At 49.7% G+C, this 23,809-nt stretch carries 24 protein-coding genes and 2 other annotated features; of the genes, 7 read left to right on the top strand and 17 right to left on the bottom strand.

The window, feature by feature from the left end:
- Positions 1-11: 11 nt before the first annotated feature.
- Together hemQ and AC5LIL_RS01700 are read left to right on the top strand one after the other, a co-directional pair.
- Positions 12-788 (top strand): hydrogen peroxide-dependent heme synthase, encoded by a 777-nt coding sequence (gene hemQ, locus AC5LIL_RS01705; protein WP_031422065.1) that lies wholly within the window; start codon positions 12-14, stop codon positions 786-788.
- Between the two features lie 75 nt (positions 789-863).
- Entirely contained in the window at positions 864-1,010 is a 147-nt protein-coding gene (locus AC5LIL_RS01700) for a hypothetical protein (protein WP_012727492.1), read from the top strand.
- Positions 1,011-1,013: 3 nt separating this feature from the next.
- Here the strand turns inward: AC5LIL_RS01700 and AC5LIL_RS01695 are convergent, their stop codons facing one another.
- Positions 1,014-1,952, bottom strand: a complete 939-nt coding sequence (locus AC5LIL_RS01695; protein ID WP_499824651.1) for an ATP-grasp domain-containing protein — start codon at positions 1,950-1,952, stop codon at positions 1,014-1,016.
- A gap of 152 nt (positions 1,953-2,104) precedes the next feature.
- Here AC5LIL_RS01695 and AC5LIL_RS01690 point away from each other — a divergent pair, with 152 nt between their 5' ends.
- Entirely contained in the window at positions 2,105-3,595 is a 1,491-nt protein-coding gene (locus AC5LIL_RS01690) for a potassium/proton antiporter (RefSeq protein WP_214784959.1), read from the top strand.
- A 41-nt stretch (positions 3,596-3,636) separates the two neighbouring features.
- On the opposite strand, the gene trpA is transcribed toward AC5LIL_RS01690, so the two are convergent.
- Genes trpA through trpD form a run of 5 tightly spaced genes read right to left on the bottom strand, consistent with a single transcriptional unit; the run spans position 3,637 to position 7,862 of the window.
- A complete protein-coding gene (gene trpA / locus AC5LIL_RS01685) occupies positions 3,637-4,404 on the bottom strand; it encodes a tryptophan synthase subunit alpha (protein ID WP_214784961.1) in 768 nt (255 codons plus the stop codon).
- The gene (gene trpB, locus AC5LIL_RS01680; protein ID WP_214784963.1) at positions 4,401-5,588 is read right to left on the bottom strand and encodes a tryptophan synthase subunit beta; all 1,188 of its coding nucleotides are present in this window, start codon (positions 5,586-5,588) and stop codon (positions 4,401-4,403) included. The genes trpA and trpB overlap by 4 nt, the downstream gene beginning before the upstream one ends.
- Positions 5,585-6,139 carry a phosphoribosylanthranilate isomerase gene (locus tag AC5LIL_RS01675; protein ID WP_499824650.1) on the bottom strand — a complete coding sequence of 185 codons (555 nt, stop codon included), beginning with the start codon at positions 6,137-6,139 and terminating at the stop codon, positions 5,585-5,587. Before AC5LIL_RS01675 ends, trpB begins: the two co-directional genes overlap by 4 nt.
- Positions 6,115-6,876, bottom strand: a complete 762-nt coding sequence (gene trpC / locus AC5LIL_RS01670; protein ID WP_214784967.1) for an indole-3-glycerol phosphate synthase TrpC — start codon at positions 6,874-6,876, stop codon at positions 6,115-6,117. The genes AC5LIL_RS01675 and trpC overlap by 25 nt, the downstream gene beginning before the upstream one ends.
- Positions 6,873-7,862 (bottom strand): anthranilate phosphoribosyltransferase, encoded by a 990-nt coding sequence (gene trpD, locus AC5LIL_RS01665; protein ID WP_339962931.1) that lies wholly within the window; start codon positions 7,860-7,862, stop codon positions 6,873-6,875. Before trpD ends, trpC begins: the two co-directional genes overlap by 4 nt.
- Positions 7,863-7,917: 55 nt before the next feature.
- Positions 7,918-8,145, bottom strand: a binding site (T-box leader).
- 48 nt (positions 8,146-8,193) lie between these two features.
- Positions 8,194-8,423, bottom strand: a binding site (T-box leader).
- Between the two features lie 242 nt (positions 8,424-8,665).
- On the opposite strand from trpD, the gene AC5LIL_RS01660 reads away from it, so the two are divergent.
- Positions 8,666-9,979, top strand: coding sequence for an amino acid permease (locus tag AC5LIL_RS01660; protein WP_251125642.1), 1,314 nt, complete (start codon positions 8,666-8,668; stop codon positions 9,977-9,979).
- 85 nt (positions 9,980-10,064) lie between these two features.
- Here the strand turns inward: AC5LIL_RS01660 and AC5LIL_RS01655 are convergent, their stop codons facing one another.
- From AC5LIL_RS01655 to AC5LIL_RS01645, 3 genes are all read right to left on the bottom strand, one after another.
- The gene (locus AC5LIL_RS01655) at positions 10,065-11,591 is read right to left on the bottom strand and encodes a murein hydrolase activator EnvC family protein (protein WP_214784972.1); all 1,527 of its coding nucleotides are present in this window, start codon (positions 11,589-11,591) and stop codon (positions 10,065-10,067) included.
- Positions 11,592-12,012: 421 nt separating this feature from the next.
- Entirely contained in the window at positions 12,013-12,378 is a 366-nt protein-coding gene (locus tag AC5LIL_RS01650; RefSeq protein ID WP_214784974.1) for a DUF423 domain-containing protein, read from the bottom strand.
- 12 nt (positions 12,379-12,390) lie between these two features.
- Entirely contained in the window at positions 12,391-12,996 is a 606-nt protein-coding gene (locus AC5LIL_RS01645) for a trimeric intracellular cation channel family protein (RefSeq protein ID WP_499824649.1), read from the bottom strand.
- Positions 12,997-13,089: 93 nt separating this feature from the next.
- Here AC5LIL_RS01645 and AC5LIL_RS01640 point away from each other — a divergent pair, with 93 nt between their 5' ends.
- Entirely contained in the window at positions 13,090-14,727 is a 1,638-nt protein-coding gene (locus AC5LIL_RS01640) for an ABC1 kinase family protein (protein WP_214744786.1), read from the top strand.
- On the opposite strand, the gene AC5LIL_RS01635 is transcribed toward AC5LIL_RS01640, so the two are convergent.
- Together AC5LIL_RS01635 and AC5LIL_RS01630 are read right to left on the bottom strand one after the other, a co-directional pair.
- Entirely contained in the window at positions 14,666-16,249 is a 1,584-nt protein-coding gene (locus AC5LIL_RS01635; protein ID WP_214784976.1) for a GNAT family N-acetyltransferase, read from the bottom strand. The genes AC5LIL_RS01640 and AC5LIL_RS01635 overlap by 62 nt on opposite strands.
- Positions 16,246-16,758, bottom strand: coding sequence for a glycerol-3-phosphate acyltransferase (locus tag AC5LIL_RS01630; RefSeq protein ID WP_499824648.1), 513 nt, complete (start codon positions 16,756-16,758; stop codon positions 16,246-16,248). The genes AC5LIL_RS01635 and AC5LIL_RS01630 overlap by 4 nt, the downstream gene beginning before the upstream one ends.
- 92 nt (positions 16,759-16,850) lie before the next feature.
- Between AC5LIL_RS01630 and AC5LIL_RS01625 the strand changes: the two genes are divergently transcribed.
- The gene (locus AC5LIL_RS01625) at positions 16,851-18,263 is read left to right on the top strand and encodes an NAD-dependent succinate-semialdehyde dehydrogenase (RefSeq protein ID WP_339962935.1); all 1,413 of its coding nucleotides are present in this window, start codon (positions 16,851-16,853) and stop codon (positions 18,261-18,263) included.
- A gap of 46 nt (positions 18,264-18,309) precedes the next feature.
- Here AC5LIL_RS01625 and AC5LIL_RS01620 read toward each other — a convergent pair whose 3' ends face one another.
- The 6 genes from AC5LIL_RS01620 to AC5LIL_RS01595 all read right to left on the bottom strand — a co-directional run bounded on the left by AC5LIL_RS01620 (position 18,310) and on the right by AC5LIL_RS01595 (position 22,388).
- Entirely contained in the window at positions 18,310-18,942 is a 633-nt protein-coding gene (locus AC5LIL_RS01620) for an HAD family hydrolase (protein ID WP_214784982.1), read from the bottom strand.
- Between the two features lie 116 nt (positions 18,943-19,058).
- Positions 19,059-19,424, bottom strand: a complete 366-nt coding sequence (locus AC5LIL_RS01615) for a rhodanese-like domain-containing protein (RefSeq protein WP_214744795.1) — start codon at positions 19,422-19,424, stop codon at positions 19,059-19,061.
- 108 nt (positions 19,425-19,532) lie between these two features.
- Positions 19,533-19,811, bottom strand: a complete 279-nt coding sequence (locus AC5LIL_RS01610; RefSeq protein ID WP_214784983.1) for a DUF5327 family protein — start codon at positions 19,809-19,811, stop codon at positions 19,533-19,535.
- 62 nt (positions 19,812-19,873) lie between these two features.
- Positions 19,874-21,160 (bottom strand): DUF2252 domain-containing protein, encoded by a 1,287-nt coding sequence (locus AC5LIL_RS01605; RefSeq protein ID WP_214784986.1) that lies wholly within the window; start codon positions 21,158-21,160, stop codon positions 19,874-19,876.
- A gap of 13 nt (positions 21,161-21,173) precedes the next feature.
- Complete coding sequence (gene msrA / locus AC5LIL_RS01600) at positions 21,174-22,124, bottom strand: peptide-methionine (S)-S-oxide reductase MsrA (protein WP_499824647.1); 951 nt, start codon at positions 22,122-22,124, stop codon at positions 21,174-21,176.
- Between the two features lie 81 nt (positions 22,125-22,205).
- Positions 22,206-22,388, bottom strand: coding sequence for a hypothetical protein (locus AC5LIL_RS01595; protein WP_031422036.1), 183 nt, complete (start codon positions 22,386-22,388; stop codon positions 22,206-22,208).
- 224 nt (positions 22,389-22,612) lie between these two features.
- Between AC5LIL_RS01595 and AC5LIL_RS01590 the strand changes: the two genes are divergently transcribed.
- A complete protein-coding gene (locus AC5LIL_RS01590; RefSeq protein ID WP_214784990.1) occupies positions 22,613-23,689 on the top strand; it encodes a diguanylate cyclase in 1,077 nt (358 codons plus the stop codon).
- Positions 23,690-23,809 lie beyond the last annotated feature (120 nt).

The raw sequence follows: 23,809 nt of genomic DNA, 5'->3' as shown, positions 1-23,809 counted from the left end.
GAGATTTTTTTATGTCAGAACGTCCAGTACCTACGACAGATACACAACATGCCGCCGCCACGTTAGACGGATGGTATACCCTTCATGATTTCCGCACAATCGATTGGGCTCGTTTGAAGCTCGTCGACGCCGAGAAGCGTCAACAGATGATTGACGAGTTCACTGCGTTCCTCGCGGATCTTGAAGAAGTGGAAGCAAAAGGTGAAGGAAGCCACGCCTTCTACTCGATTCTCGGTCAGAAGGCAGACCTCGTCTTGATGGTCCTTCGCCCGACATTCAACGAACTTGAAGACGTCGAGCGCGCATTCCGCAAAACAGCGCTATACGACTATATGATTCCGTCGTATTCATACGTATCGGTCATCGAGCTCGGTATGTATCGTGGATCTGGAGACGGGGACCCGTATCAAAACCCTCATATCCGCTCACGTCTCTACCCGACACTTCCAAAAGCCGCACACATCTGTTTCTACCCGATGAGCAAGGCTCGTCGCGACGGCGACAACTGGTACATGTTGTCGATGGATGAGCGCAAAGACCTCATGTATCGCCACAGCATGATCGGTCGTAGCTACGCCGGTAAGATTCAGCAGTTCATCGGTGGGTCGACTGGATTCGACGCATGGGAATGGGGCGTCACGCTCTTCGCTGAAGATTCACTTCAGTTCAAGAAGATCGTCTACGAGATGCGCTTCGATGAAGTGAGTGCGAAATACGGTGAGTTCGGCGACTTCTACGTCGGAAACATCTTACCGAAAGAAAATTTGAGCACATTCTTTAGCGTGTAAAAGGTTTACGCGTATAGCACCTCGGGAATTAAGGATGATGTAAGCAAGTAATCCTGATTAACGAGGTGAACAACGATGCGCGTGTTTAAAGAAACCGATCGTGACACTGCGGAACGTTTAGATTCGTTCATCGAACGAATGGCACCGACAGCAGAATTAGTCCAACATCGATTTGAAGAGCAACTCAAACATACACAGCAAAAGGGTCAGGCGAGCGCCTGACCCTTATTTTGTCGTGGTGACGTGAAGTGCGTCGCCTAAGAAAGTAGCCAATTCAAGCATCCCATAGCGCCCTGCTTTCGCTTCAGCGTCGGAATTATAATTCGTATTCGTATTGACGTCGTAGGCGTAGACGTTACCGTCTCGGTCTCGGATAATCTCAATTCCGGCGATATCAATCTCATTCGCTTTCAGGAACTGTTCAAGCTGTGAAATGATCGGGTCATCGAACCCTTCGACGATTTCAAACTTCGCCGGTGGCGTCCCCCCGACTGGGCAGAACTGGTCTTCAATCGAGCAGGCATCTGCCGGGCAGAGCTGGAATCCTTCCGATGTATCGACACGCACCGCATAAAGGAACTTCCCACCGATGAATTCACAACGGGTAATATACGGCTCTGGGGCTTCGATATATTGTTGGATGAGCGTGATGCCGTCAATCGAGTCCTCAAACGAGGCACCATACACATATTCCTTCAATCCTTCGATTGTATGGAACAATTGGACACCAAGTCCTTTTCCGGCACGGTTATGTTTCGTGATGAACGGTGTCATGTCTAGCTTTTCGGCCGCCTCGATGATTTGGTCTTTACCGACCGCCGCAATCGTCTTCGGCACACGAATCCCTTCACGACGAAGCGCCGTGTACTGATTGACTTTACTTACTTCTAGGCGAATGGCACGCGTTCCGTTGAACACGGTACGGTCATGCGCTTCTAGCCAAGCGAGGACACCTTCCGTCAATTCGGGTGCATACCGATGCCCGCGTGTGTGCGAAGAAGCGCTCATGCGATTATAAAAGACACCTTCCGGGGGTGTTGCTTCGAGATCAATCGTCCCTTGGTCCAAGTGCCATAGTTCATAAGGCAACTGTAGTTCTTCTAAGCGATGAACCAGATGGTTCGTCCATTCTTCGTTCTCATGAATGACGTGAATTTTAGACATCATCATCCCTCCTTATTCTTGTTCTCACTTTACCATATCCATAACTTATAATTCCAATGTGTAAGGTTGGTCTAATCGTCAATTCTGAAATATCAGACGATTTCATGGTATAATGAACCTAAGAGTATTGTTTTAGAAAGGAAGTGTTGTGTTTGCCCGTACCTGTCATCAGTACTGATGTACTCATTTTACTCTTCGGTCTCCTCCTTGTAGCCGGTGTCATGGCAACGCGAATCTCGACTCGCTTCGGCTTGCCTGCCTTGATCTTGTTTATGGGGATCGGCATGATCATGGGAAGTGATATTACCGGTCTCATCTTCTTCGACGACTCCAACCTGGCACAGCTGATCGGGGTAGCCGCCTTGATTGTCATTTTGTTTGAAGGGGGTCTTCAGACGAAATGGTCATCGATTCGGAGTGTCCTCGCGCCAGCTGCCTCACTTGCGACATTCGGTGTCTTAATTACCACGACCGTCGTCGCTGTAGCCGTTCGTTTCGTATTTGGTTTCGACTGGATTGAATCTTTCTTATTCGGTGCGATTATCGGTTCGACCGATGCGGCTGCCGTCTTCGCTGCATTTAAAGGTAAGAACATCTCACCGAAAGTCGGTGCGACACTCGAAGCCGAGTCCGGCACGAACGACCCGATGGCGATGTTTTTGACGATTCTCGCTCTCGACTTCATGATGAAGCCAGGCACGACCATATGGGATGGCATTTGGATGTTCATTCTTCAAATCGTTATCGGGGCCCTCATCGGCTTTGTCCTCGGTCAACTGTCCCGCCTCATGTTGAACCACCTGAGACTAGAGTCGAGTGGACTTCATGCCGTCCTCATGATTTCGATGGCATTCCTCACATATGGTGTCACGGCTTACTTATTGGGAAGTGGACTGCTTGCCGTGTATATCGCCGCCATGATTGTCGGAAATGCGGATACGGCGCATGAAGTGACGATTGTCCAATTCTCGGAAGCACTTGCATGGATCATGCAAATCATCATGTTCGTCATTCTTGGGTTGCTCGTCTTCCCTCGTCAACTCATCGAACCGGACTTGATTTGGAAAGGACTACTCATTTCATTCGTCCTCATGTTCGTGGCTCGTCCGATTGCCGTCTATTTATCGACGCTCGGGATGGCTTTTACAAGAAAAGAAAAATTCTTTATTTCATGGGCTGGTTTAAAAGGAGCCGTACCAATCGTCCTTGCAACCTTCCCGCTCATTGCCGGCACTGAAAATAGTCAACTGTTATTCAACGCCGTCTTTTTCGTCGTCGTGACGAGTGCCTTGATTCAAGGAACGACGTTGACGCCGCTCGCTGAAAAATTGGGGTTGCTCGGACCGGACAAAATCCGTTCGCCGTATACGATCGCCCTCGTCTCGAGTAAACAGTCTCAACATAAGCTCGTTCCTTATGTTGTCACGGAGAGCTCCTCGATGATCGGCAAAACGTTAGCGGATATCACGCTCCCACCGAACACCGTCGTCAACGCCATCGTCCGAAACGAATATTTGATTCCACCAAATGGACAGACATCCATCGAGGAAGGCGACCTACTATATGTGCTCGCCTCGATGTATCGTCATGATCAACTAGACCAATCATTTGGTGAAGACGGTCTCGACCGAGTGGAACTATGAGTAAACGAATAACCGGCGCCTCAATCGAAGCGCCGGTTTTCTTATGCATGTATGTGCTTTGCCGATTGGATCAACGTCTCGACGTCATCTGTTCGTCCTTCATGAAGTGCCTCGACGATGAAGCTCCCGACGACGACACCATCACATGCTTGTCCTAACGTCTGTACTTGCTCCGGACGATGTACGCCGAATCCTGCCAAGACAGGAACGCGTGACTGCTCTGTCAATCGAGTCAAATAAGCGAGTAACTCGTCCGGAAACACATCGGCTTTCCCAGTCGTCCCTTTGAGCGTGACCGCATAGACGAATCCTTCCGCTTTCTCTAGGATGGATGCCGTACGCTCTTCGCTACTTGTCAATGTAACGAGCGGGATGACGGCGACGTCATGCCGGTCGATATCTGCGAATAATTGGAGACTCTCTTCAAACGGGAGATCCGGAATGATAACCCCGCTTACGCCACATTCATTCGCCCGGTCAAAGAACGGTTGAACCCCGAACCGAAACACTGGATTCAAGTATGTCATCAAGACGATTGGAACGTTAAATTGATCATTTCCTTCTATTAAATGGTTTAATACCATTTCGAGCGTCACACCTGCTTCAAGAGCACGCATTCCTGCCGCCTCAATGATTGGACCATCTGCCACCGGATCGGAGAAAGGAATTCCGAGTTCAATCGCCGTCGCACCCATCCGTTCTAGTTCTACGATGGTCGGGATGAGTCGGTCCATCCCGCCATCACCAGCCATGATATATGGGACGAATGCTGCCCCTTCTCGCTCTCGAATCGCTGTTTCTAGTTTCATCGTGTCGCCACCTTCTCTCGGATTGTGTGGACGTCTTTGTCTCCGCGCCCTGATAAACAAATCACTAATGTTTCGTCCTCACCCATCGTCTTCGCGAGCGTCTCCGCATAAGCGAGAGCATGTGAGGATTCTAAGGCAGGAATGATGCCTTCTTGTCGACTGAGTGCGAGACACGCATCGAGTGCCGCGTCATCCGTGACGGCTGCGTACCGCACCCGCTCGATGTCTTTCAAGAAGCTGTGCTCTGGTCCTACCCCCGGATAGTCGAGCCCGGCTGAGATTGAATGTGCCTCCTCGATTTGACCGGCCGCATCTTGCAACACATACATGAGCGAACCATGTAAGACACCGACTTTCCCTTTCGTAAGGGTTGCCGCATGTTTATCTGTATCAATGCCACTGCCTGCCGCCTCGACACCGTAGAGGGCGACCGACTCATCGTTCAAGAACGGATAGAACATGCCCATGGCGTTACTTCCTCCTCCGACACAAGCGACGACGGCGTCTGGGAGACGTCCGGTCTGTTCGAGGATTTGACGACGCGTCTCTGTCCCGATCACGCTTTGGAAGTCACGAACCATCTGCGGGAACGGGTGCGGTCCGAGTACAGAGCCCATCACGTAATGCGTATCGTCGACATGTTTGACCCAGTAACGAAGCGCTTCATTGACGGCATCTTTTAACGTACGGCTGCCTGATTTGACAGGGACGACTTTCGCTCCGAGCAGTTCCATCCGAAAGACGTTCAACGCTTGGCGCTCGACATCGACCTCACCCATGAAGATGGTGCACTCTAAATCGAGTAATGCACATACCGTCGCAGTCGCGACGCCGTGCTGACCGGCACCTGTCTCCGCGACGACTTTCTGTTTCCCCATCCGTTTCGCGAGGAGCGCCTGCCCGATTGTGTTATTGATTTTGTGGGCACCGGTATGGTTCAAGTCTTCCCGTTTCAAATAAACGTTCGTCCCGAGGCGACGACTCAAGTTCGATGCATAATAAAGTGGCGTCTCACGTCCTACGTATTCACTTAATAAAGAAGAGAAGCGTTCTTGAAACTCAGGGTCTTGCTTCGCCTCTTCGTAAGCGACCTCTAATTCTTCGACCGCTTGCATGAGCGTCTCCGGAATGTACTTCCCACCATATTGTCCAAATTTCCCGTTCACTGGTTGTGCATACATCATAGTTCCTCCTTGGCGCGTTGAATGAACGCACGAATTTTTTCGATATCTTTCACACCGTCCGTCTCGACACCGCTCGAGACGTCGACGCCGTCTGGTTGAATCGTTTGAATCGCTTGTCTCACATTATTCGGGGATAGGCCGCCCGCTAGCCAAAACGGACGTTCCGGCCGATCGATTGCGTCCCAGTCTAATACTTGCCCACTTCCCGGATTCGGATGATCCATCAATCGGACATCCGCCGTCTCCTCGGTCGACGCATCGATAATCGGTAACCCGAAGATGCGGAGTTCTTCCATTGATTGTGTCCGATGGTGAATTTGTAAATCCGTCAGCCCCACGTCCATCGCTTGCTCGATGTCTTCCATTGAAGGACTTAAAAACACACCAACGATTCGAACCGATTCCGGGATCTGTGTAGCTAGCGTCTTTGCTGTCGTCACGTCGATTTGACGAGAACTTGGCGCGAATACGAACCCGATGGCATCCGCCCCCGCCTCGACCGCTGCTCGGACAGCTTCTTCTGTCTTTATTCCACAGATTTTAACGAACATGTTTTCAACTCCTCAAGTAACCGGGTCGGGTCTTCTTCACGCATGAGTGCTTCCCCGACGAGAATGGCGCTTGCCCCGGCTTCTTGTAAGCGTGCAGCTGCCTCGACTGTGCTGACTCCACTTTCGCTGACGAACGTGACGTCGGGGTAGCGTTTCATCAAATCGATCGATGTCTCGAGGGATACCTCGAACGTTTTTAAGTCTCTGTTATTGATGCCAATCAACACGTCATCGAGTTCGAGTGCAATGCGTAACTCTGCCTCATCATGTACTTCGACTAAGACGTCGAGACCAATGGAGCGGGCATATCGCGTCAACTCGTGGAGGCGTGTCGGATGAAGGGCTGCCACGATGAGAAGTGCGACACTCGCCCCGTAATGCTTCGCATAGTCGAGTTGTCGTTCATCGATGATGAAATCTTTACAGAGCACCGGGATTGTGACGACGTCGGCGACTTGTCGTAAATCGTCAAAGGAACCGTTGAAATACGTTTTGTCTGTCAGAACGGAAATCATTGTCGCACCGGCTTGTTCATATTGACGAGCTCGTTCGGCGACGTCGACCGTTTCTCGAATCATTCCTTTTGAAGGAGACGACCGTTTAATTTCCGAGATGATATGGAATCCATCATTCATCATAGTTAAAAGAGCGACCGGTTTTGTCACAGCAACATCAATGGGCTGCATGCGACTAACCTCTTCGATTTTCGTTCCGATGATTTTCGTTAAATAACTCATGCCTCTACCTCCGTACGTTGTAAGTGTTGTAACACGCGCAATGCGTGTCCTTCGTCAATGCTTCGTTTCGCCTCTTTCACTCCCTCCCGGAGCGTTGAAGTCGTGCCGTACGTACAAAGGGCCAGCGCCGCGTTCAGTAAGACGACGTCTCGTGCCGGACCTGTTTCTCCGTTCAACACGGCGAGCAGTGTCGCGGCGTTCTCTTCCGGTGTCCCTCCGCGTAATGCTTCGAGTGGCGCCCGCATTAAGCCGACATCTCGTGGGTCGACCGCGTAACGCGCCGTCTGTTCCCCATCAAAGAAGTACACATCGTTCACACCAGCAAGGCTCGCTTCATCGAGCCCTCCCGCACCGTGTACGACCATGCCACGCTCTACGCCAAGATGCCGCATCGCGGTCGCCATTTTCTCAAGTAGCGACGGATGATAAACACCGATCAATTGTCGTTTCGGACGAAGCGGATTCGTCAACGGTCCGATTTGATTGAAGATGGTCGCCGTCGCGAGTCGTTTCCGGACCGGCATGACGTGCTTCATAATCGGATGGACATGTTGGGCGAAGAGGAAACTCAAATTCGTTCGCTTCAAGTCAGCATGTACTTCTTCTGCCGTCTTCACGATTGGAACGTTCAATGCCTCGAGGACGTCGGCGCTTCCCGATCGACTCGATACGCTTCGGTTTCCGTGTTTGGCGACTGGAATGCCGAGACCGGCTAGGACGAACGCGACGGTCGAACTGATGTTGAACGTGTGCGCCCCATCGCCGCCAGTACCACACACATCGAGTACCGGTAAATCAGTCGGGGGGAACTGTGCCGCTTCACGGATGTACGCTGCGAGTCCCGCCATCTCTTCTGCCGTCTCCCCGCGTTCTTTCATCGCGAGTAGCACACGTTCGATTTGCGCCTCATCCGCTTGGAACATCTCGCTTGCTGCCACTTTCATATCTGCTGTTGATAATGCGTTTGTCTCCAATTGTTGAATCATCGTCTGTTCCCCCTCTAAAAATGTGTATAAAAAAACTCCACACGACAGTCGTCGTATGGAGGACGGTTTGAGACCGCGGTGCCACCTCTCGTTGATTCCAAAGAATCCACTCTCCGATGCAATCACATCGTATCCCGATAACGGGGGAAACCGTCACGACCTACTTCATTCAGCCATGCTCTCATGAGTCCATTCACGCGGACGCCTCGGTCAGGATCTCACCACCCCTGACTCTCTGGACGAAACGTCTTCTCGCGCTACTCTTCTCAATCCTCGATTTGTGTTATTGAAACGAAAAAGGGGTCACCCGTCTCCTCATAGCTTACGCTACAAGAAGGACGAGTAACCCCGTGGTGCCACCTTCGTTGGTTCTAACAGAACCCACTTCACGGACAATCATCCGCTTCCCCATGATAACGGTGGGTAACCCGCTAAAGCCTACTCAAAGTTCGGTTTAGAGCTCAGAAGTCCATTCGCGACGTCCTATATACTGATTCGCACCACCCATCAGCTCTCTGTCATACAGGATTCGTCGTTACTTCTCTTCGTCGACGCCTTTATTCGTTTCAGTTAAGTTAACTCGTACTATACAGGGCGGATCATTCCATGTCAAATAAAAAAATTAAAAAAACTTTGCCTCTATATGTGCACTCGAAAACAGGGAACCTTCACCGATTTTTCGAATTGACATCGTTTTTTTCCATCTGCTATAGTCGTCCACAACAACATTTCACTCAACTAAAGGAGAATCGATTTTGGAAACAAACAAACTAAAACGTGAGCTGTCCACCCGGCAACTTACGATGATTTCCCTCGGGAGTGCCATCGGAACCGGGCTTTTCCTCGGAAGCGGGCTTGCCATTCAAACCGCTGGTCCGAGCGTGCTCGTCAGCTATGCCATCGGGGCGTTCATCGTCCTCTTACTCATGGGTGCACTCGCCGAAATGACGGTCGCTCATCCAACATCTGGATCATTCGGAACGATTGCCGAGCGCTATGTCCATCCACTCGCAGGCTTTCTCGTTCGTTACTCTTACTGGGTCGCGAACGTACTAGCTGTAGGGGTTGAAGTCAGTGCCATCGCCATCTATATGCGTTACTGGTTCCCGGATGTGAACGGGTTCGTTTGGATCGCCCTCTTCGGTGGACTACTCATTTACGTCAACGCCCGTCACGTTCATACGTTCGGAACAACCGAATACTGGTTATCATTTATCAAAGTAACTGCCATCATCCTATTCATCGTCCTTGGTGCCGCTACATTGTTCGGCGAACCAGGATCACCGATCGAATCGATCACGACAGGAAACGAAGGATTCTTCGCTTTCGGATTTTACGGGATGTGGGTGACGATTTTTATTTCCCTCTTCAGTTTTCTCGGAACCGAACTCGTCGCCGTCACTGCAGGTGAAGCAAAAGACCCGGACCAAGCCGTACCACGCGCTTTACGCGCTACCGTGTTCCGCTTGACGTTCTTCTATGTCGTCACGCTCGCCATCATGCTCATGCTCATCCCATGGCAGCAAGCAGGGATCGATCAAAGTCCGTTCGTGCTCGTCATGGAACAGTTTGATGTCCCGTTCGCGGCAGGCATCCTCAACTTTGTCATTTTGATTGCTGCCTTGTCTGCCATGAACGCACAGCTTTACGCGTCGACACGTATGATGTACTCACTCGCGGAAGCCGGTGATGCACCGAAAGCATTCAAAACAATCAGCAAAAATGGCATTCCGATGTTCGCGCTACTCGTTTCAACGGGCGGGATCGTCCTCGCTGCTTTACTACAAGTATTCATGGAGTCATCGTATCCGTTCTTAATGGGGATCTCGATGTTCGGAGCCATTTTCACTTGGTTCATGGTCTTCGTCTCCCACTTGTTCTTCCGTAAGAAATGGACTGGGCGAAAACTTCCTGTCCGCATGATGGGGTATCCGTTCCTCCCATTGCTCGGAGCAGTCTTACTCCTCAGCCTAATGATCACGACATGGTTCACGGACTTCAATATTTTGCTGAAGTTCGGCATCCCGTGGTTAATCGGCTTGACGATCATCTACTACGTGCGTGAACAAATGCGTAAGAAACAAAATCATTCAAGCGATATCGAACAAGCCAACTAACAAGCATCCCTTCGCGACAGCGGAGGGATTTTTTGTACGCACGAAAGCCCCTTTCGCAATCGAAAGGGGCTTTCTGTATGAGGCATCAGAAGAACTGACGCGGGTTGACTGTGCTACCTGCGCTCGTTGCCGAGTATGAGTAGCCGCCTTTATGAATCTCAAAGTGCAAGTGCGGACCTGACGAGTTCCCTGTGTTTCCAAGTGTCCCGATGTTCGACCCTTGTGTCACACGCTGTCCTGAGCTGACAGATACCGAGTTCATATGGGCATAAACTGTCGTCCAAACTTGACCGTTGATGACGTGCGCGATCATGACGTGGTTCCCGTATGCGCCACCCCAACCTGCACGAATGACCGTACCTGTCGCAGATGCACGAATCGGTGTCCCTGTTGGACCCGCGATGTCTACACCGTTATGGAACGTGTAGCCATACGCACCGCTCGCCGGACCCCATCCTTGTGAGTAGCGTCCTGAAGCCGGTTGAATGAACATCGAGCTAGATGGTGCTGGTGTCGACGTCGTCGGTGCCGGTTTTGGCGCTGGTGCTGGTGCTGGCTTCGGTGCCGGCGCCGGTTTTGGTTCAGGTTTTGGTGCTGGTGCTGATGAAGCCGTGTTGTTTGAAGACGACGAAGACGGGGTATTCGTCTTATTGTCCTGCTTTTGTTGTGCAGCTTGCTTCTGTTGTGCAGCTTCACGAGCCGCTTCCGCTTCTCGTGCTGCCTCTGCCTTACGAGCTGCTTCAGCTTGACGTGCAGCTTCTGCTTGGCGTGCTTCTTCTGCTTTACGTGCCGCCTCTTGACGAGCTGCTTCTTCAGCACGACGACGAGCTTCCTCTTCCTCACGACGTTGTGCTTCGATTTCAGCCGCAATCGCCTGTTCTTGTGCGACTAACGTCGCTTCAATCTCTTGAAGATCGAAAATTTGCGATTCGAACTTAATGTTCTTCTCTTCAAGCTCTTTGATGCGTTTTTCACGTTGCTTCATCTTCTTCTCAAGCTCGGCTTGACGAACTTCGAGTGCTTTTTGCTGTTCGAGAAGTGAAGCGCGTTCTGCTTTCAAGTCAGCCTGTGCTTCTTTCAACGACTTTTGTGTCGCTTCATAGTCATCGAACAATTCTTGGTCACTTCGCTGGATTGTTCCAGCCGTAATCATACGCGTGACGAGGTCAGAGAGATTTTTTGAACCGAAGATGAATTCAGCCCAGTTGATCGATCCGCCACCGTTCTTTTGCATCGTGGCCATCCGTTCTTTCATCATTGCTTCTTGTGCCTTCATTTTTTCTTGGTAATCTTTAATGTCGGCTTCAAGATCCTCGATTTTCATCTCGGTACGCTTGATTTCTTGGCGCTTCATCGCGACATCATTGATGATGTCTTGCAATTGTGCGTCCATTTTATTGACCTCTGCCTGAACTTTTGAAATCTCTTCTTTGTTCACTTCAATCTTTGAAGACGTGTCGGCTTGGTCTTTTTTCACGCTATTGCGTTTTTCTTGTACTTTTTGTTGTTCTTCTTGCTTTTCTTTAATCGAAGTCGATGCATCGGCAACTGTATGTGTGCTGATGAGCATCACACCAAGCGTCAGCGTCGAGACTGTGCGTTTCCAATTCATGAATGGGGTACATCCTTTCTTAAATAACAAACGTGGGTACCTACTACACTACATATTTTTAAAGCCGTTTCAGTATGTAACAAAAACGATCATTTAGTTAAGTTTCAACACGACTAATTATATCTAACTGTTAGATATTTTCCTGTTAAAGTTATATTTCAATTTTATTACGCACGAACAGGCGCACAGGCAACGAAATCGTCTAACTTATTATTTATCAATACCTTTTTAAATCGTTCGATTTGACATCTTCCTGTAATGTTTTATGTAAATAGAGAACGCTTTACCCTATTTTCAAATAGTAATCTGATTACATCTTTTTAAGGTTTCCAATTGATGGAATGACCCCTCAAAAAAATCCACGCCCTTGCCTCATGTACACATGAGCAAAGACATGGATGTCGATTTGATCGGCCTTCTGTTATAACTTTGTTGCGCCAACAATCACAAAGATCCAAGCGGCGATGAATAACACGCCACCAATCGGAGTCACGGCTCCGAGTTTTGTGATCCCCGTCAAAGCCATGACGTACAAGCTTCCCGAGAAAAAGATGATTCCGGCAAACATGAGCCATCCGGCAATGTTAAATTGGCTGATGCTCACACGCATGAGCAGTGTCGCAATCCCAATGATCCCGAGTGCGTGAATCATATGATAAAGCACCCCGGTCTGCCAGTTCGCCAACATATTCGGTGACAGTCTCTCTTTTAAGGCATGGGCACCGAACGCACCGAGTGCCACGCCGAGTGCCATCAATCCGGCACCAATCATTAATAAGATTTTCATTTCCGTTCCCCCTTATCTGACTTTACGTGCTGGTAAATTCCACTTCCGATAGTAGGATATCACTCGAAGTGTCGCTACGACAATTAATAGTGCATAGACGGCAAGGCCACCTTCGAGCTTGAAGTAATACGTGATGACCGCGATGAGAATCGCCCAAATCGCGTACACTTCCGATTGTAAGACGAGCGGTTTACGCCCGGCCAGTAAGTCGCGGACCACACCACCCCCGACACCTGTCAGGACAGCCGCCGCAATCGCTGCCGATAATGGCAAATCTAGCTTGATGGCGACTTGTGCTCCTTGGAAGGCGAAGGCGACCAAACCGATGGCATCGACAATGACCCCCCAGCGTTCCCAATGTGGCAATACGACACTCGGTAGCAGGAAGATGAGGAGTGCGACAAGAAAACATAAAATAAATAAATCATTCTGTTGCCAAATCAAACTGACGGGGTTTCCTAATAGGATGTTTCGAATCGCACCGCCCCCAAAGGCAGTGATAAACGCGAGTAGCCACACCCCAAAAATATCGTATTTTTCATCCATCGCAATGATGGCTCCGCTCGCCGCGAACGCTATCGTTCCGACGACGTTGAGCAATTCCCACTCCATGAACATCCCTTGCCCTTTCTTCAACGCATTGTATGGTAAAGTATAGTTACAAAAAATCAGGTCAGTCGAGCGACTGTCGTAAAGGATGTCGGTATTACTATGAAACGTATCGCTTTGTTCCGTATATGGATTATCGTCACCATGTTCGCCCGATTCATCATTCGGCTATACGCCTTTTCACGTAAACAACAACAAGGCGTCGCCACGACAGAAGAATATGAAGCACTCATGCTCAAGCTCGCGCGTGAGTATAAACGAAATGCGTTAAGACTCGAAGGCTTATTAATCAAGCTCGGACAATTTCTATCCATTCGTGCGGATTTATTGCCACCGGCCGTCCTGAATGAGCTCTCTGAACTCGTCGACCGTGTCCCGACATCGGGTTGGGAGAAGTCGCGCGCGATTCTAGAGGCTGAATGGGGCGTTCCTTACTCGCAAGTCGTCAAAGACGTCGGAATCGATGCCGTCGCCTCCGCCTCGATCGGGGAAGTATACGGCGCCACATTGCTCGAAAACGGGAAACGGGTCGCCATCAAAATTCAACGTCCGAATATCGAAAAAATTATTCGTACGGACTTCCGTGCCATGCGAATTGTCACGTCGATGTTGAAGCGGACATCCCTCGCTAAATCGACCGACTTAGATAGCTTATATCGCCAAATGATTTTTGTCATCGGGGATGAACTAAATTTTCAAACCGAATTAAAAAATGCTCTCTATTTTAAAGCAAAATATGCTGATAATCCGGACGTTTATATCCCGGATTATCACGAGCATCTCTGTACGAACCGTGTCTTGACGATGGACTGGGTCGATGCACGACGCATCACCGACCTCGCCTTCTTGAAAGAAAATGACATTGATCGCTCCGCACTAGCCGAACGGTTGTTCACGCTCGCCGCCGAACAGTTGTTGTTCGGTGGACAGTTCCATGCCGACCCACACCCCGGAAACGTCCAAATCCGGGCAGACGGCACCATCATCTTACTCGACTTCGGTATGGTCGGACAGACGACGGCACATGACATGGCGACGATTCGAAACATTCTACAGGCGTTCATCTCGCTCGACTATGACAGTATCGTCGATGGACTCGAAGATTTACGATTCCTGTTACCGACGGCGAACAAACAAAACATTCGCCAAGCACTCGAAAAGGCCGTGACGTTTTATTTGGAGACCGATATCGATACGGTCGATACAAGGTTGATCGAGAAAGTATTACAGGATATTCAGTTGCTCGTCAAAAACGAACCGATTCAACTCCCGGCGGAATTTGCCTTCTTCGGGCGAGCCGCCTCGACCTTGCTCGGCATCCTGCAAATCCTCGACCCGAAAATCGACCTGTTCACACTCGGTAAACCGATTGTCATCGAATGGCTCGAGGAAGACGGGACAACGCTTCAAAACCGATATGTGAAGACCGGGATCAACTACGCGAAGAAGTTATTGAACGTCCCGCCGCTTCTCGACAATTACTTAAAAGAACCGACGCGAAAACGCCTGTCGGAGCAAGCGATGTTCCAACGCAACTTGGAATCAAAAGAACTGTTGCACCGCCAGACGTTCAATGCCATCGTCATCTTGCTCGGGTTGCTCGTCGGACTACTCGGCTATATTCGACCAGATGAATGGCTGTTCTGGTCGGGCGGCGTCGTCTCCGTACTGGCTTACTTCAATTGGAGACGCCTCGGACGAAAAATTCGTCACTTGGCACGTCAGGATTTTCGAGTTTGAGCGAACCGTCACTCTCAGGAGTGGCGGTTTTTTGTCGCATCCACTCGGCAATATAAGCACCGACGTCACGCATCATGCGAGGTGTCGTCCAGCCCATCGTCGATACTTGGATGACGTTCGCTCGCTTCAAATATTCACTCTCATATTGCACGAGATAACCTTGATACGACAACTGTCGACCGAGCTCGATTGAAGACTGTCCGAATGGGACCGGGATCGTGATGATACCGGGTGACTGGGCAGGATTCAGCTCGATCTGTAAGCCGTTCTCACAGAGTGAGTTGATCAGGACGATCATCTTCTCTTCGTGCGACGCGACTTCCGCTTCCGTCAGTTCATCCAATGCAATCGCCATCGCCGAAAGGAGCGGTTCGGATTGGGTGAAAGCAATCGGTTGATAGAGGGATAAGTCTAAGTAGCGAGGCACGTCTCGTAACGCTTCTGCTCGCCCTCTCATGGCAACGAACGCGAGACCTGGGGCGTTCCGTAGCGCCTTTCCTGAGGAGAAGGTCACAAAATCAGCAAAGGAATAGTCATAGACGAGTGTCCCAACAGCACTAATCGCATCGACGGCGACGACACCTTGCCACGCATGAAGTGGGGTGAGATCGATTAAAATTCCTAAGGATGTCTCACAATGCACCGTCCACACCCAGTCTGGTTTAATGCGTTCAAGTTCAGAAACATCCCACTTCCCTTTCCGGTCCGCTTGAATGACGTCAAACGAGAGACCAGCGCGGGATGCATGATCCATAAGACGTTCTCCGAATTCACCGGCGCATAAAATGACACCGTGTCCACTCAAGCGTGAAGCGACCGCATCATTGGCAACCGTGCCGCTTCCTAAGAGCGTATAGACGTAAGGAAGTCCGACTCGTTGCGTCAATTGTTGCTGAATGGATTTGAGCATGCGGCTCGTCTCGTTTGAACGGTGTGGGAGCGGCTGTCTCGAGAGTCTCGCCCTTACACGCTCCGAGCATTCGACAGGACCTGCAAGCAAACTCTTTGGCCGAAGCGTCGATGCTGACTTTGATTCATAAAATGCTGAACGCGTTAACACCATCGGCACATATCGCGCTTCCTCAGGACCGATTGGATCCGCAAATGGGACAAATCCGAATCGGTGATAGAGCACTTGTTCACGCGTCGTTCCGCTGATGACGATACCGTCGACTTCACGTTCTGTCGCATCTCCAATGACTGCTCGCATCAATCCGGCGAACGTACGATTGCGCCGATACGCTTTCTTCACAGCAAGCAGACGAATCTCGAGCCAATCCCCGTCAGGAACACACACCCCTTTTTGTTCTAACGAAAAAGGTCGTTCGCCACGTAGCGCGCACATGGCGACCACTTCACCGCCCGCTTCCCCAATCCAATATGTATTCTCTTCATGAAACTTGTCGACGAGTCGACGTTCTAGATTCGGCGGATGTTGCGGAATCTCTTCGACGAACGTTTCATAATTTAATCGATGAATGGCGTCAAAATCAGATGAACCGGCTTTTCGATAAACAATCATGCTTTCCCCTCCTTCACATGATGATAGACAATCACGATGGCAATGAGCGTGGCCCAGATGATATTTCCGATACTTCCAAGTGCAGCCAACGGAAGTAGGACGAGCATGATGAGACCTGTCTCACGTGAATTGCCCGTCACTTTAATCAAAAATAATAGAATCAGGAGACCACCGATAAACCACCACGGGTCGTATGCCCATATGATTCCAGAAAAAACGGCATATCCCTTCCCGCCTGCGCGGATTCGCCAAAACGGATAAATATGACCGAGCGTGAGTGCAAGTGCCGTCTGCCAAAAATACGGTCCGCTCACCTGCAAGACAAGAATCGTCTTCAGCACGTCGAATCCAAATACGATCAGAAACGCCTTCACCCCTCCGATGCGATGCGCATTGCGGGCACCGGTATTGTTGGAACCAGATGTCGCTAAATCATGACCACTTAGTAACCCATAAAGTCTTCCCCCGAGCAAACTCCCGACTAGATAGCCGACGATGATGATCCACATAGTATCCCCTCATTTTTTGGAAATTTGTGTGCGTTTCAGAAAAACGGGTATCCTCTAATTAACTGTGCACTTTTTGGAAAGGGGAAATCAAGATGCGAGAAGAGAAAAACTTCATTAACGGGGAATGGACAGAGACGGAACATACAATCGAGGTACGCAACCCGGCCACCGGAAATGTGATGGCCGTTGTGACGAAAAGTGATACCGCCGAAGCGACACAAGCTGTCGATGCGGCGCATGAAGCGCTTCAGGAATGGCAACAAAAGACCGCGGACGAACGAGGGGCGCTACTCAATGAGTGGCATCGTTTGATCGCAGAACATACAGAAGAACTTGCCCGGACGATGGTCGAGGAGCAAGGAAAGCCACTGAAAGAAGCCATCGGTGAAATCAACTATGCGAACGGCTTTATCGACTGGTATGCGGCAGAAGGACGACGCGTGTATGGAGAGACGATTCCCGCCTCTTCGAACAAGAAGCGAATCTTCGCCATCAAGCAACCGGTCGGCGTCATCGCCGCCATCACACCTTGGAACTTCCCGGCTGCCATGATCACGCGGAAAGTCGCACCGGCACTCGCCGCAGGCTGTACGGTCGTCATGAAACCCGCATCGGCGACTCCGTTGACCGCAATCGAATTAATCAAATTAGCCGAAAAGGCGGGATTCCCTAAAGGAGTCATCAATCTCGTGACAGGGCAAGCATCTGATATCGTCAAAGCGTGGCAACAAGACAAGCGGGTGCGAAAATTGACGTTCACCGGGTCGACAGAAGTCGGAAAGATGCTCATGCGTGACGCGGCGGACACGATGAAAAAGATTTCCCTTGAGCTCGGAGGGCACGCCCCGCTCATCGTCACGGCCAAAGCTGACTTAGATAAAGCCGTCCCGCAAGCGGTCGCCACGAAGTTCCGTAATGGCGGACAGACGTGCGTCTGTGCGAACCGGATCTATGTCGAACGTGCCGTCGTCGATGAATTCTCGGAGCGTTTCATCAAAGAGGTCGAAGCGCTGAAAGTCGGGAACGGTCTAGAAGAAGGTGTCGACATCGGTCCGCTCATTGATGATGATGCGCTCAGTAAAGTCGAAAAGCATATCGAGGACGCTCAAATTCGCGGCGGTGAAGTATACGGTGGTGAAGTATTAGACGGTTTATTCATTCGTCCGGCAGTCATCCGTTACGCGAATGAAGACATGCTCTGCATGAATGAAGAGACATTTGGTCCGGTTGCTCCAATCGCGACATTCGATTCACTCGAAGAAGTAATCAAACGAGCAAATAATACACCGTTCGGCTTAGCCGCTTATCTATTCACGCAAGACATCAACGAAGCGGTCTATTTAGCAGAGTCGTTAGAGTATGGAATCGTTGGTGTGAATGATGGTCTTCCGTCAACTCCTCAAGCGCCGTTCGGTGGATGGAAAGAAAGTGGACTCGGGCGTGAAGGTGGTCACCACGGCATCGAAGAATTTTTAGAAGTCAAATACATCTCACTCGGGTTGTAAGTATAGGCATACAAAAAGGCTTGTCGCATGTGCGACAAGCCTTTTCTTATCGGTTGACCCATTCGACTAAATCGTTCGGCGATTTGATGACGTGATCCGCAAGCGCCCACTCTTCTTCATTTCCAAATCCGAACCCTGTCAAAACGACTGGGAAATCATGTGCCCGTGCTGCCTCGACATCCGATTTGCGATCGCCGACCATAATATAGTCTGCCTCACCGTGACGGACACGGTGCGCTGTCAGAATATCCGCTTTCTTTTCGCCACTGACAGACTCCAAGCATTCCGGTGCCGTCATGTAGGAGCGAATCTGTTGCGTATCTAAAATCAAGTTCATGTAATGGACGCCGCAGTTGCTCGCCGTCGTCAACGTATGACCTTGTTCGTGAAGCGTCTCCAACATGTCACGAATGCCATCGAATAAGACGTTTTGCCCTTCCATCGTCTTCTCGAGCGTCGTGTGACGCAATCTACGAATGAGACGAATTTCTTCGAGCGTCGCTTCCGGGATGACATGCTCCCAAAACGCGTTACCTGCCAAGCCATATCCTGAACGGACCGCCTCTTCACTCGGTTTCGGAAGGTGAGGAAGTTCCTCGAGCGCCTCATGAATCGCCTGCGTCATCGGTCCAGTCGTATCTACTAACGTGCCATCGATATCAAATAAAATCACTGCCATTAGATGAATCTCCTCTCTTTCAATTGCTTCCCTTACCGTAGCAGAATCCCCGAAAATGCAAAAGAGAAAACGTGGTGACAAAAAAACGACTGAACCGATTCGTTCAGTCGCATCTATTATCCACGCCAGAAGTTCATTCCGCCTTTTACTGAATAGACGTCGGTATATCCGGCACTCTTGAGCATCGCTGCAGCGCGTTGGCTACGCATCCCGCTCTGACAGATGACATAGACAGGACGCTCCTTTTCTTTCGGATATTTCGCTTGAGCATTACCGAATCCGGATAAAGGTACATTTTTCGCCTGCTTGATATGTCCCCCGCGGTATTCATGCGGCTCACGTACATCCAACAATTGAATGTTTCGCTCTTCTGCGATTCTACGCTTCAAGTCATCCGTCGAGACCGTTTTAACATTGTTTCGGCGACTCCACCAAAAATACACGATTCCAATGACGACCGCTACAAAAAGAAAATCCAACATATTCACGCCTCCATTTGCTTTTCATTTCTTACACCCATTATACCCCCTATGGTATTTAAGTCAATGAATGTGAATCCACAAAAAAACCACATGTGTATCACATGTGGTTCAAAAATCGAGCAATGAATCGGATTTGGGTTGTTCGTCTTCTTCCATGGGAATCCCGAGGAAAGCGGCCATCTGACGATCAAGCGGAGGTTTTCCCTCACTCGCCGGTGTCGTCATTTGTGGCGCGCTGACAGGTTTCCCTTCAGACGTCTCCGCTAGCAGCAGTTCGCAAAAGCCCATCAACTTTGCCAAATGACGCTTTTGCACTTCGCCCGTCGACGACTCAATTTGTGTCATCACCTGACGCATCTGGGCGATGACTTGTTGTTCTGTAATCATGATCCTTACACATCCTTTACGCTTCCATTGTGCAGGATTTCCCCTTCGATTCGCAAGTGTCCTCAACGTTTCCTTGATTCGACCCAGTTCAAAAAGGCATCGTAATCAAAGCGAACTTGATTTGCATAAAAATCGGCCCATCTCGACAACTGCCGGATGAATAACGATGGGGAGTCCCCGATGGCCGCCGTAATTCGTTCACTCGCCGTATAATCGAGCACGTTAGACGTTGCATCGGCCCGTGCGTGAATTTTCGCTGTGATTTGTGCTTGCACCTTCAACGTCTCAATGAGTGACGTCTCGTCTTTCATATGCTTCGCCTTCACTTTTCGTTTGTACGGCGAACGCTGCCTGACATAGTACTCTTTCCCATCAATCGTCAAATAGCCGAGATAAGGGTCACGACTATGAACCATTGCCCGCTGCGCGGCAACGACACGCGCCCCTTGGTGCGACAATCCATTCTCAAATAGCGGATGCGTCGGCAGAAACAGCGATGGGACAGCCGACTGTGCCTGTTTCATCTCTAAAATGACATCTTCATCGTGCTCTTGATCGGCCCCTTCAATCAAAATATAATAACGCTCTAGACCGATGGAGGCCGTACCGCTTTGCAGCTTGATGGCGATGTCTTTGATTTCATAATGATCGGCGTGATGTCGATGCTCATCCGACAAGGAAGATAAATAATCTCCCCAACCCGCCTCGATTTTATCTCGTACTTCAGGCGAAACGGCAAGCAAATCGTCACTCGTTGAAAAATAACGTTCCTCGTCCCGTACTTCCGTCCGTTCGGACATAAATTCGTCTTTCTTTTTCTCCGCTTTTTTAATGACTTTCTTCACGGCTTTACACGTATTCTCTTTTGTAAATTGAATATGTTCACTTTTTCCTTTCGCATGCTTCTCAATCGCCTCCGCATACGAGCGTGCAAATGCCTCGATGGCCGCTTTGCCGTCAAACCCTGACTCGGCCGCGAATAAATCGACAGAGACTGCCATCCGCAACAAGTCGAACAGATAGGAACCGATATACGCCTCGTCAAAGTCGTTTACGTCATAAATGATCGTACCGGCCCCGTCCTCGAACACACCGAAATTCTCAAAGTGCAAGTCTCCTTGAATGAACGTCGGATGGTTGGGACCCGTGTCAAACGCGATGGGGACTTTCGCAAAGTCGTAATAGAACAAGTGCGAGCTCCCTCGAAAGAAGGAGAACGGGCTCGAACTCATTTTGGCGTACTTCTCTTGTCTCGCTTCTTCCGAAAGATGTCGAATCGACTGGTCGTAAAAATCAAGGACGGTCCCAATCGTTTCGCACCGAATTTGTTGTTTGACGGCTGTGAACATACAACTCTCCCCTTCACTTGTTGAATAAGTGTTTATATTCCCCGTACCCAGCTTCTTCAAGCTCTTCTACAGGAATGAATCGGAGAGCGGCCGAGTTGATGCAATAGCGTAAACCACCGAGTTCTTTCGGTCCATCATCAAAGACGTGACCGAGGTGACTGTCACCTTGTTTTGAACGGACTTCTGTCCGGACCATGTGGTGCGTCGTGTCCATGTTCAAGTCGACTCGTTTCTCCTCGATCGGACGCGAGAAGCTCGGCCATCCACAGTTTGACTGGAACTTATCGTGAGATGTGAACAGTGGTGTTCCATCAACGATGTCGACGTATAATCCTTCACGTTCTTCGTCCCAGTATTCGTTTTTAAACGGCGGCTCTGTTCCGTTTTCTTGTGTGACTTTATATTGCATCGGCGTCAAGCGTTCACGGAGTGCCTGTTGCTTCTTCCGATCGCTCCAGGCTTCTTTGATGAATTTCGCACGACCAGACCCGACCCGATACATCTCGTAGCGGAACGGATTCTTTTTATAATAGTCCTGATGGTAATCTTCCGCTTCCCAGAACGTTTTCGCAGGGCGGATGTCGACTTCGATCGAGCGGTCAAACCGTCCTGAGTCTTCCACTTCTTGTTTCGAGCGCTCAGCTGCGTCCCGTTGTTCTTCTGAATGATAGAAAATTGCCGGACGATACGATTCGCCTCGATCATTAAATTGTCCACCGCCGTCTGTCGGGTCGATTTGACGCCAATAGATGCGAAGCAACTCCTCATACGAGATGACCTCAGGGTCGAACGTGATCTCGACCGCCTCTAAATGCCCCGTCGTCTCTGAACAGACTTGCTGATACGTCGGGTTGTCGACATGTCCACCCGTGTAGCCGGAAATGACACGTTCGACCCCCTCATATTTATGAAACGGTTTGACCATACACCAAAAACAGCCTCCCGCAAATGTAGCTTTTGCCATAAAAAATCCCTCCTTACTTTGTAGTGTACCCAAAAAAGTCGCAAGACAACAAAAAACGAGAACCACAAAATGTGTTCTCGTTTAGTCTTCTTCGACTTGGTTCACATGACGCATCACTAAAAATAAGATGACTCCTACAATCGCAGCCCCTAAAAGCGTCAACACCATATTATCTCTAGCCGATAAAGTATAAAAGATCGCTAATCCAATCAAAATGAGCGCAATCGGAATAAACGCTCGTTTAAAATGATCCCAGTAACGCACGGACAGTCCTCCTTTTCTCTTATCATACCAAACTTTCGATTTTCGATAACGAAAGTTCTAAAAGTTGAAACATGTCTGTGAGACCGAAAAGGGATGATAAGGGTTGCACTTGAATTCTAATCAAGGGTACATATATTTTAGTTCGCAGGTTAATCCTACCTGTTTTCGACAAGATGATTTATACTGTAACTAAATATTTCCATACGGGGTAAGGGGGAGCTTCGATGCTCACAATCGTCAATGCATTCTTTATCAACCTGTGTATCTTATTCACGCTCTTCACGATTTCCTTTTTGCCGTTCCGTAATCGACCTCGGTTGACACCACAGTCTCCGTTAAAGGGAAGAGTTTTACTCGGTGTACAAACCGGACTGATTGCCATCTTGTTGTTAGTGAACGCCTTACCTCTTGAAGGGGTTCTCATCGACTTGCGTAACATCCCAATCATACTCGCCGTTCTATTTGGCGGATGGGTAAGTGGTGCCGTCGCGGGTGTCATCTTATTGACGGGTCGCTTCCTTGTCCTACTTTTTACAGATGGGGCCATGATCGGTCTCTACCTTGCCATCGCGACAATGATTGTATTAGTTGGGGCGACAAGCATTTTACGTAAACGTATGGATAACACACGCCCGACATTACTTGTATTCACGACAATCAGCATCGCCATTTTTGGAGCAGCCATCTATGCCGCACTGCCGCTCAATCTGTTCTATCCCGTCCTGATTGTCTACACGTTAATGTCTTATGGTGGAGCTTGTGCCGCCTATCGGTTATTGCTCGAATTACGCCGTCACTTTGAGAACGTCCAACATCAACAACAGCTTGCGCGTACTGATGCGCTCACCGGAATTGCCAACCGTCGTTTGTTGAATGAAGCGATGGCTAACTTGACGGTCGAGGCAGAAGAATATGCGTTAATCTTAGTCGATATTGATCACTTTAAACGAGTGAATGATACGTATGGGCACGACGTCGGCGATGACGTGTTACGTGAACTCGGTATGCTTCTCGTCAACGAAAGTGAAGAGCGGCATCTGGTCGGTCGCTTCGGTGGAGAAGAATTTTTAATCGTCATGCCACACGCTACGCGGGATGAAGTGTCTCGCCTCGCAGAATCTATCCGAGAAAAGGTTTCGACGTTCCCGTTTGAAACGAGTGCAGGTACGCTACACATCACCGTTTCGCTAGGAGCCTGCCATTCGAACGATATTGAAATCGATAGTGTGTTGAAGCACGCAGACGAAGCGCTATATCACGCAAAAGAGTCTGGACGAAATCGATTCATCCTTGCTTCTTAAGGGATTGAACACTTCACACTTGAGCATGTTTTCTCGCTTTACTTTCTCGAAACGAATCGTTAAACTAGGCTAGACTTTGGTTCAGATTGGTACATCAGGATTTATTCAGAAAAGGGGAAA

It is taken from the genome of Exiguobacterium sp. RM11 (assembly GCF_059821525.1).
This window is presented reverse-complemented; position numbering and strand designations above follow the sequence as displayed.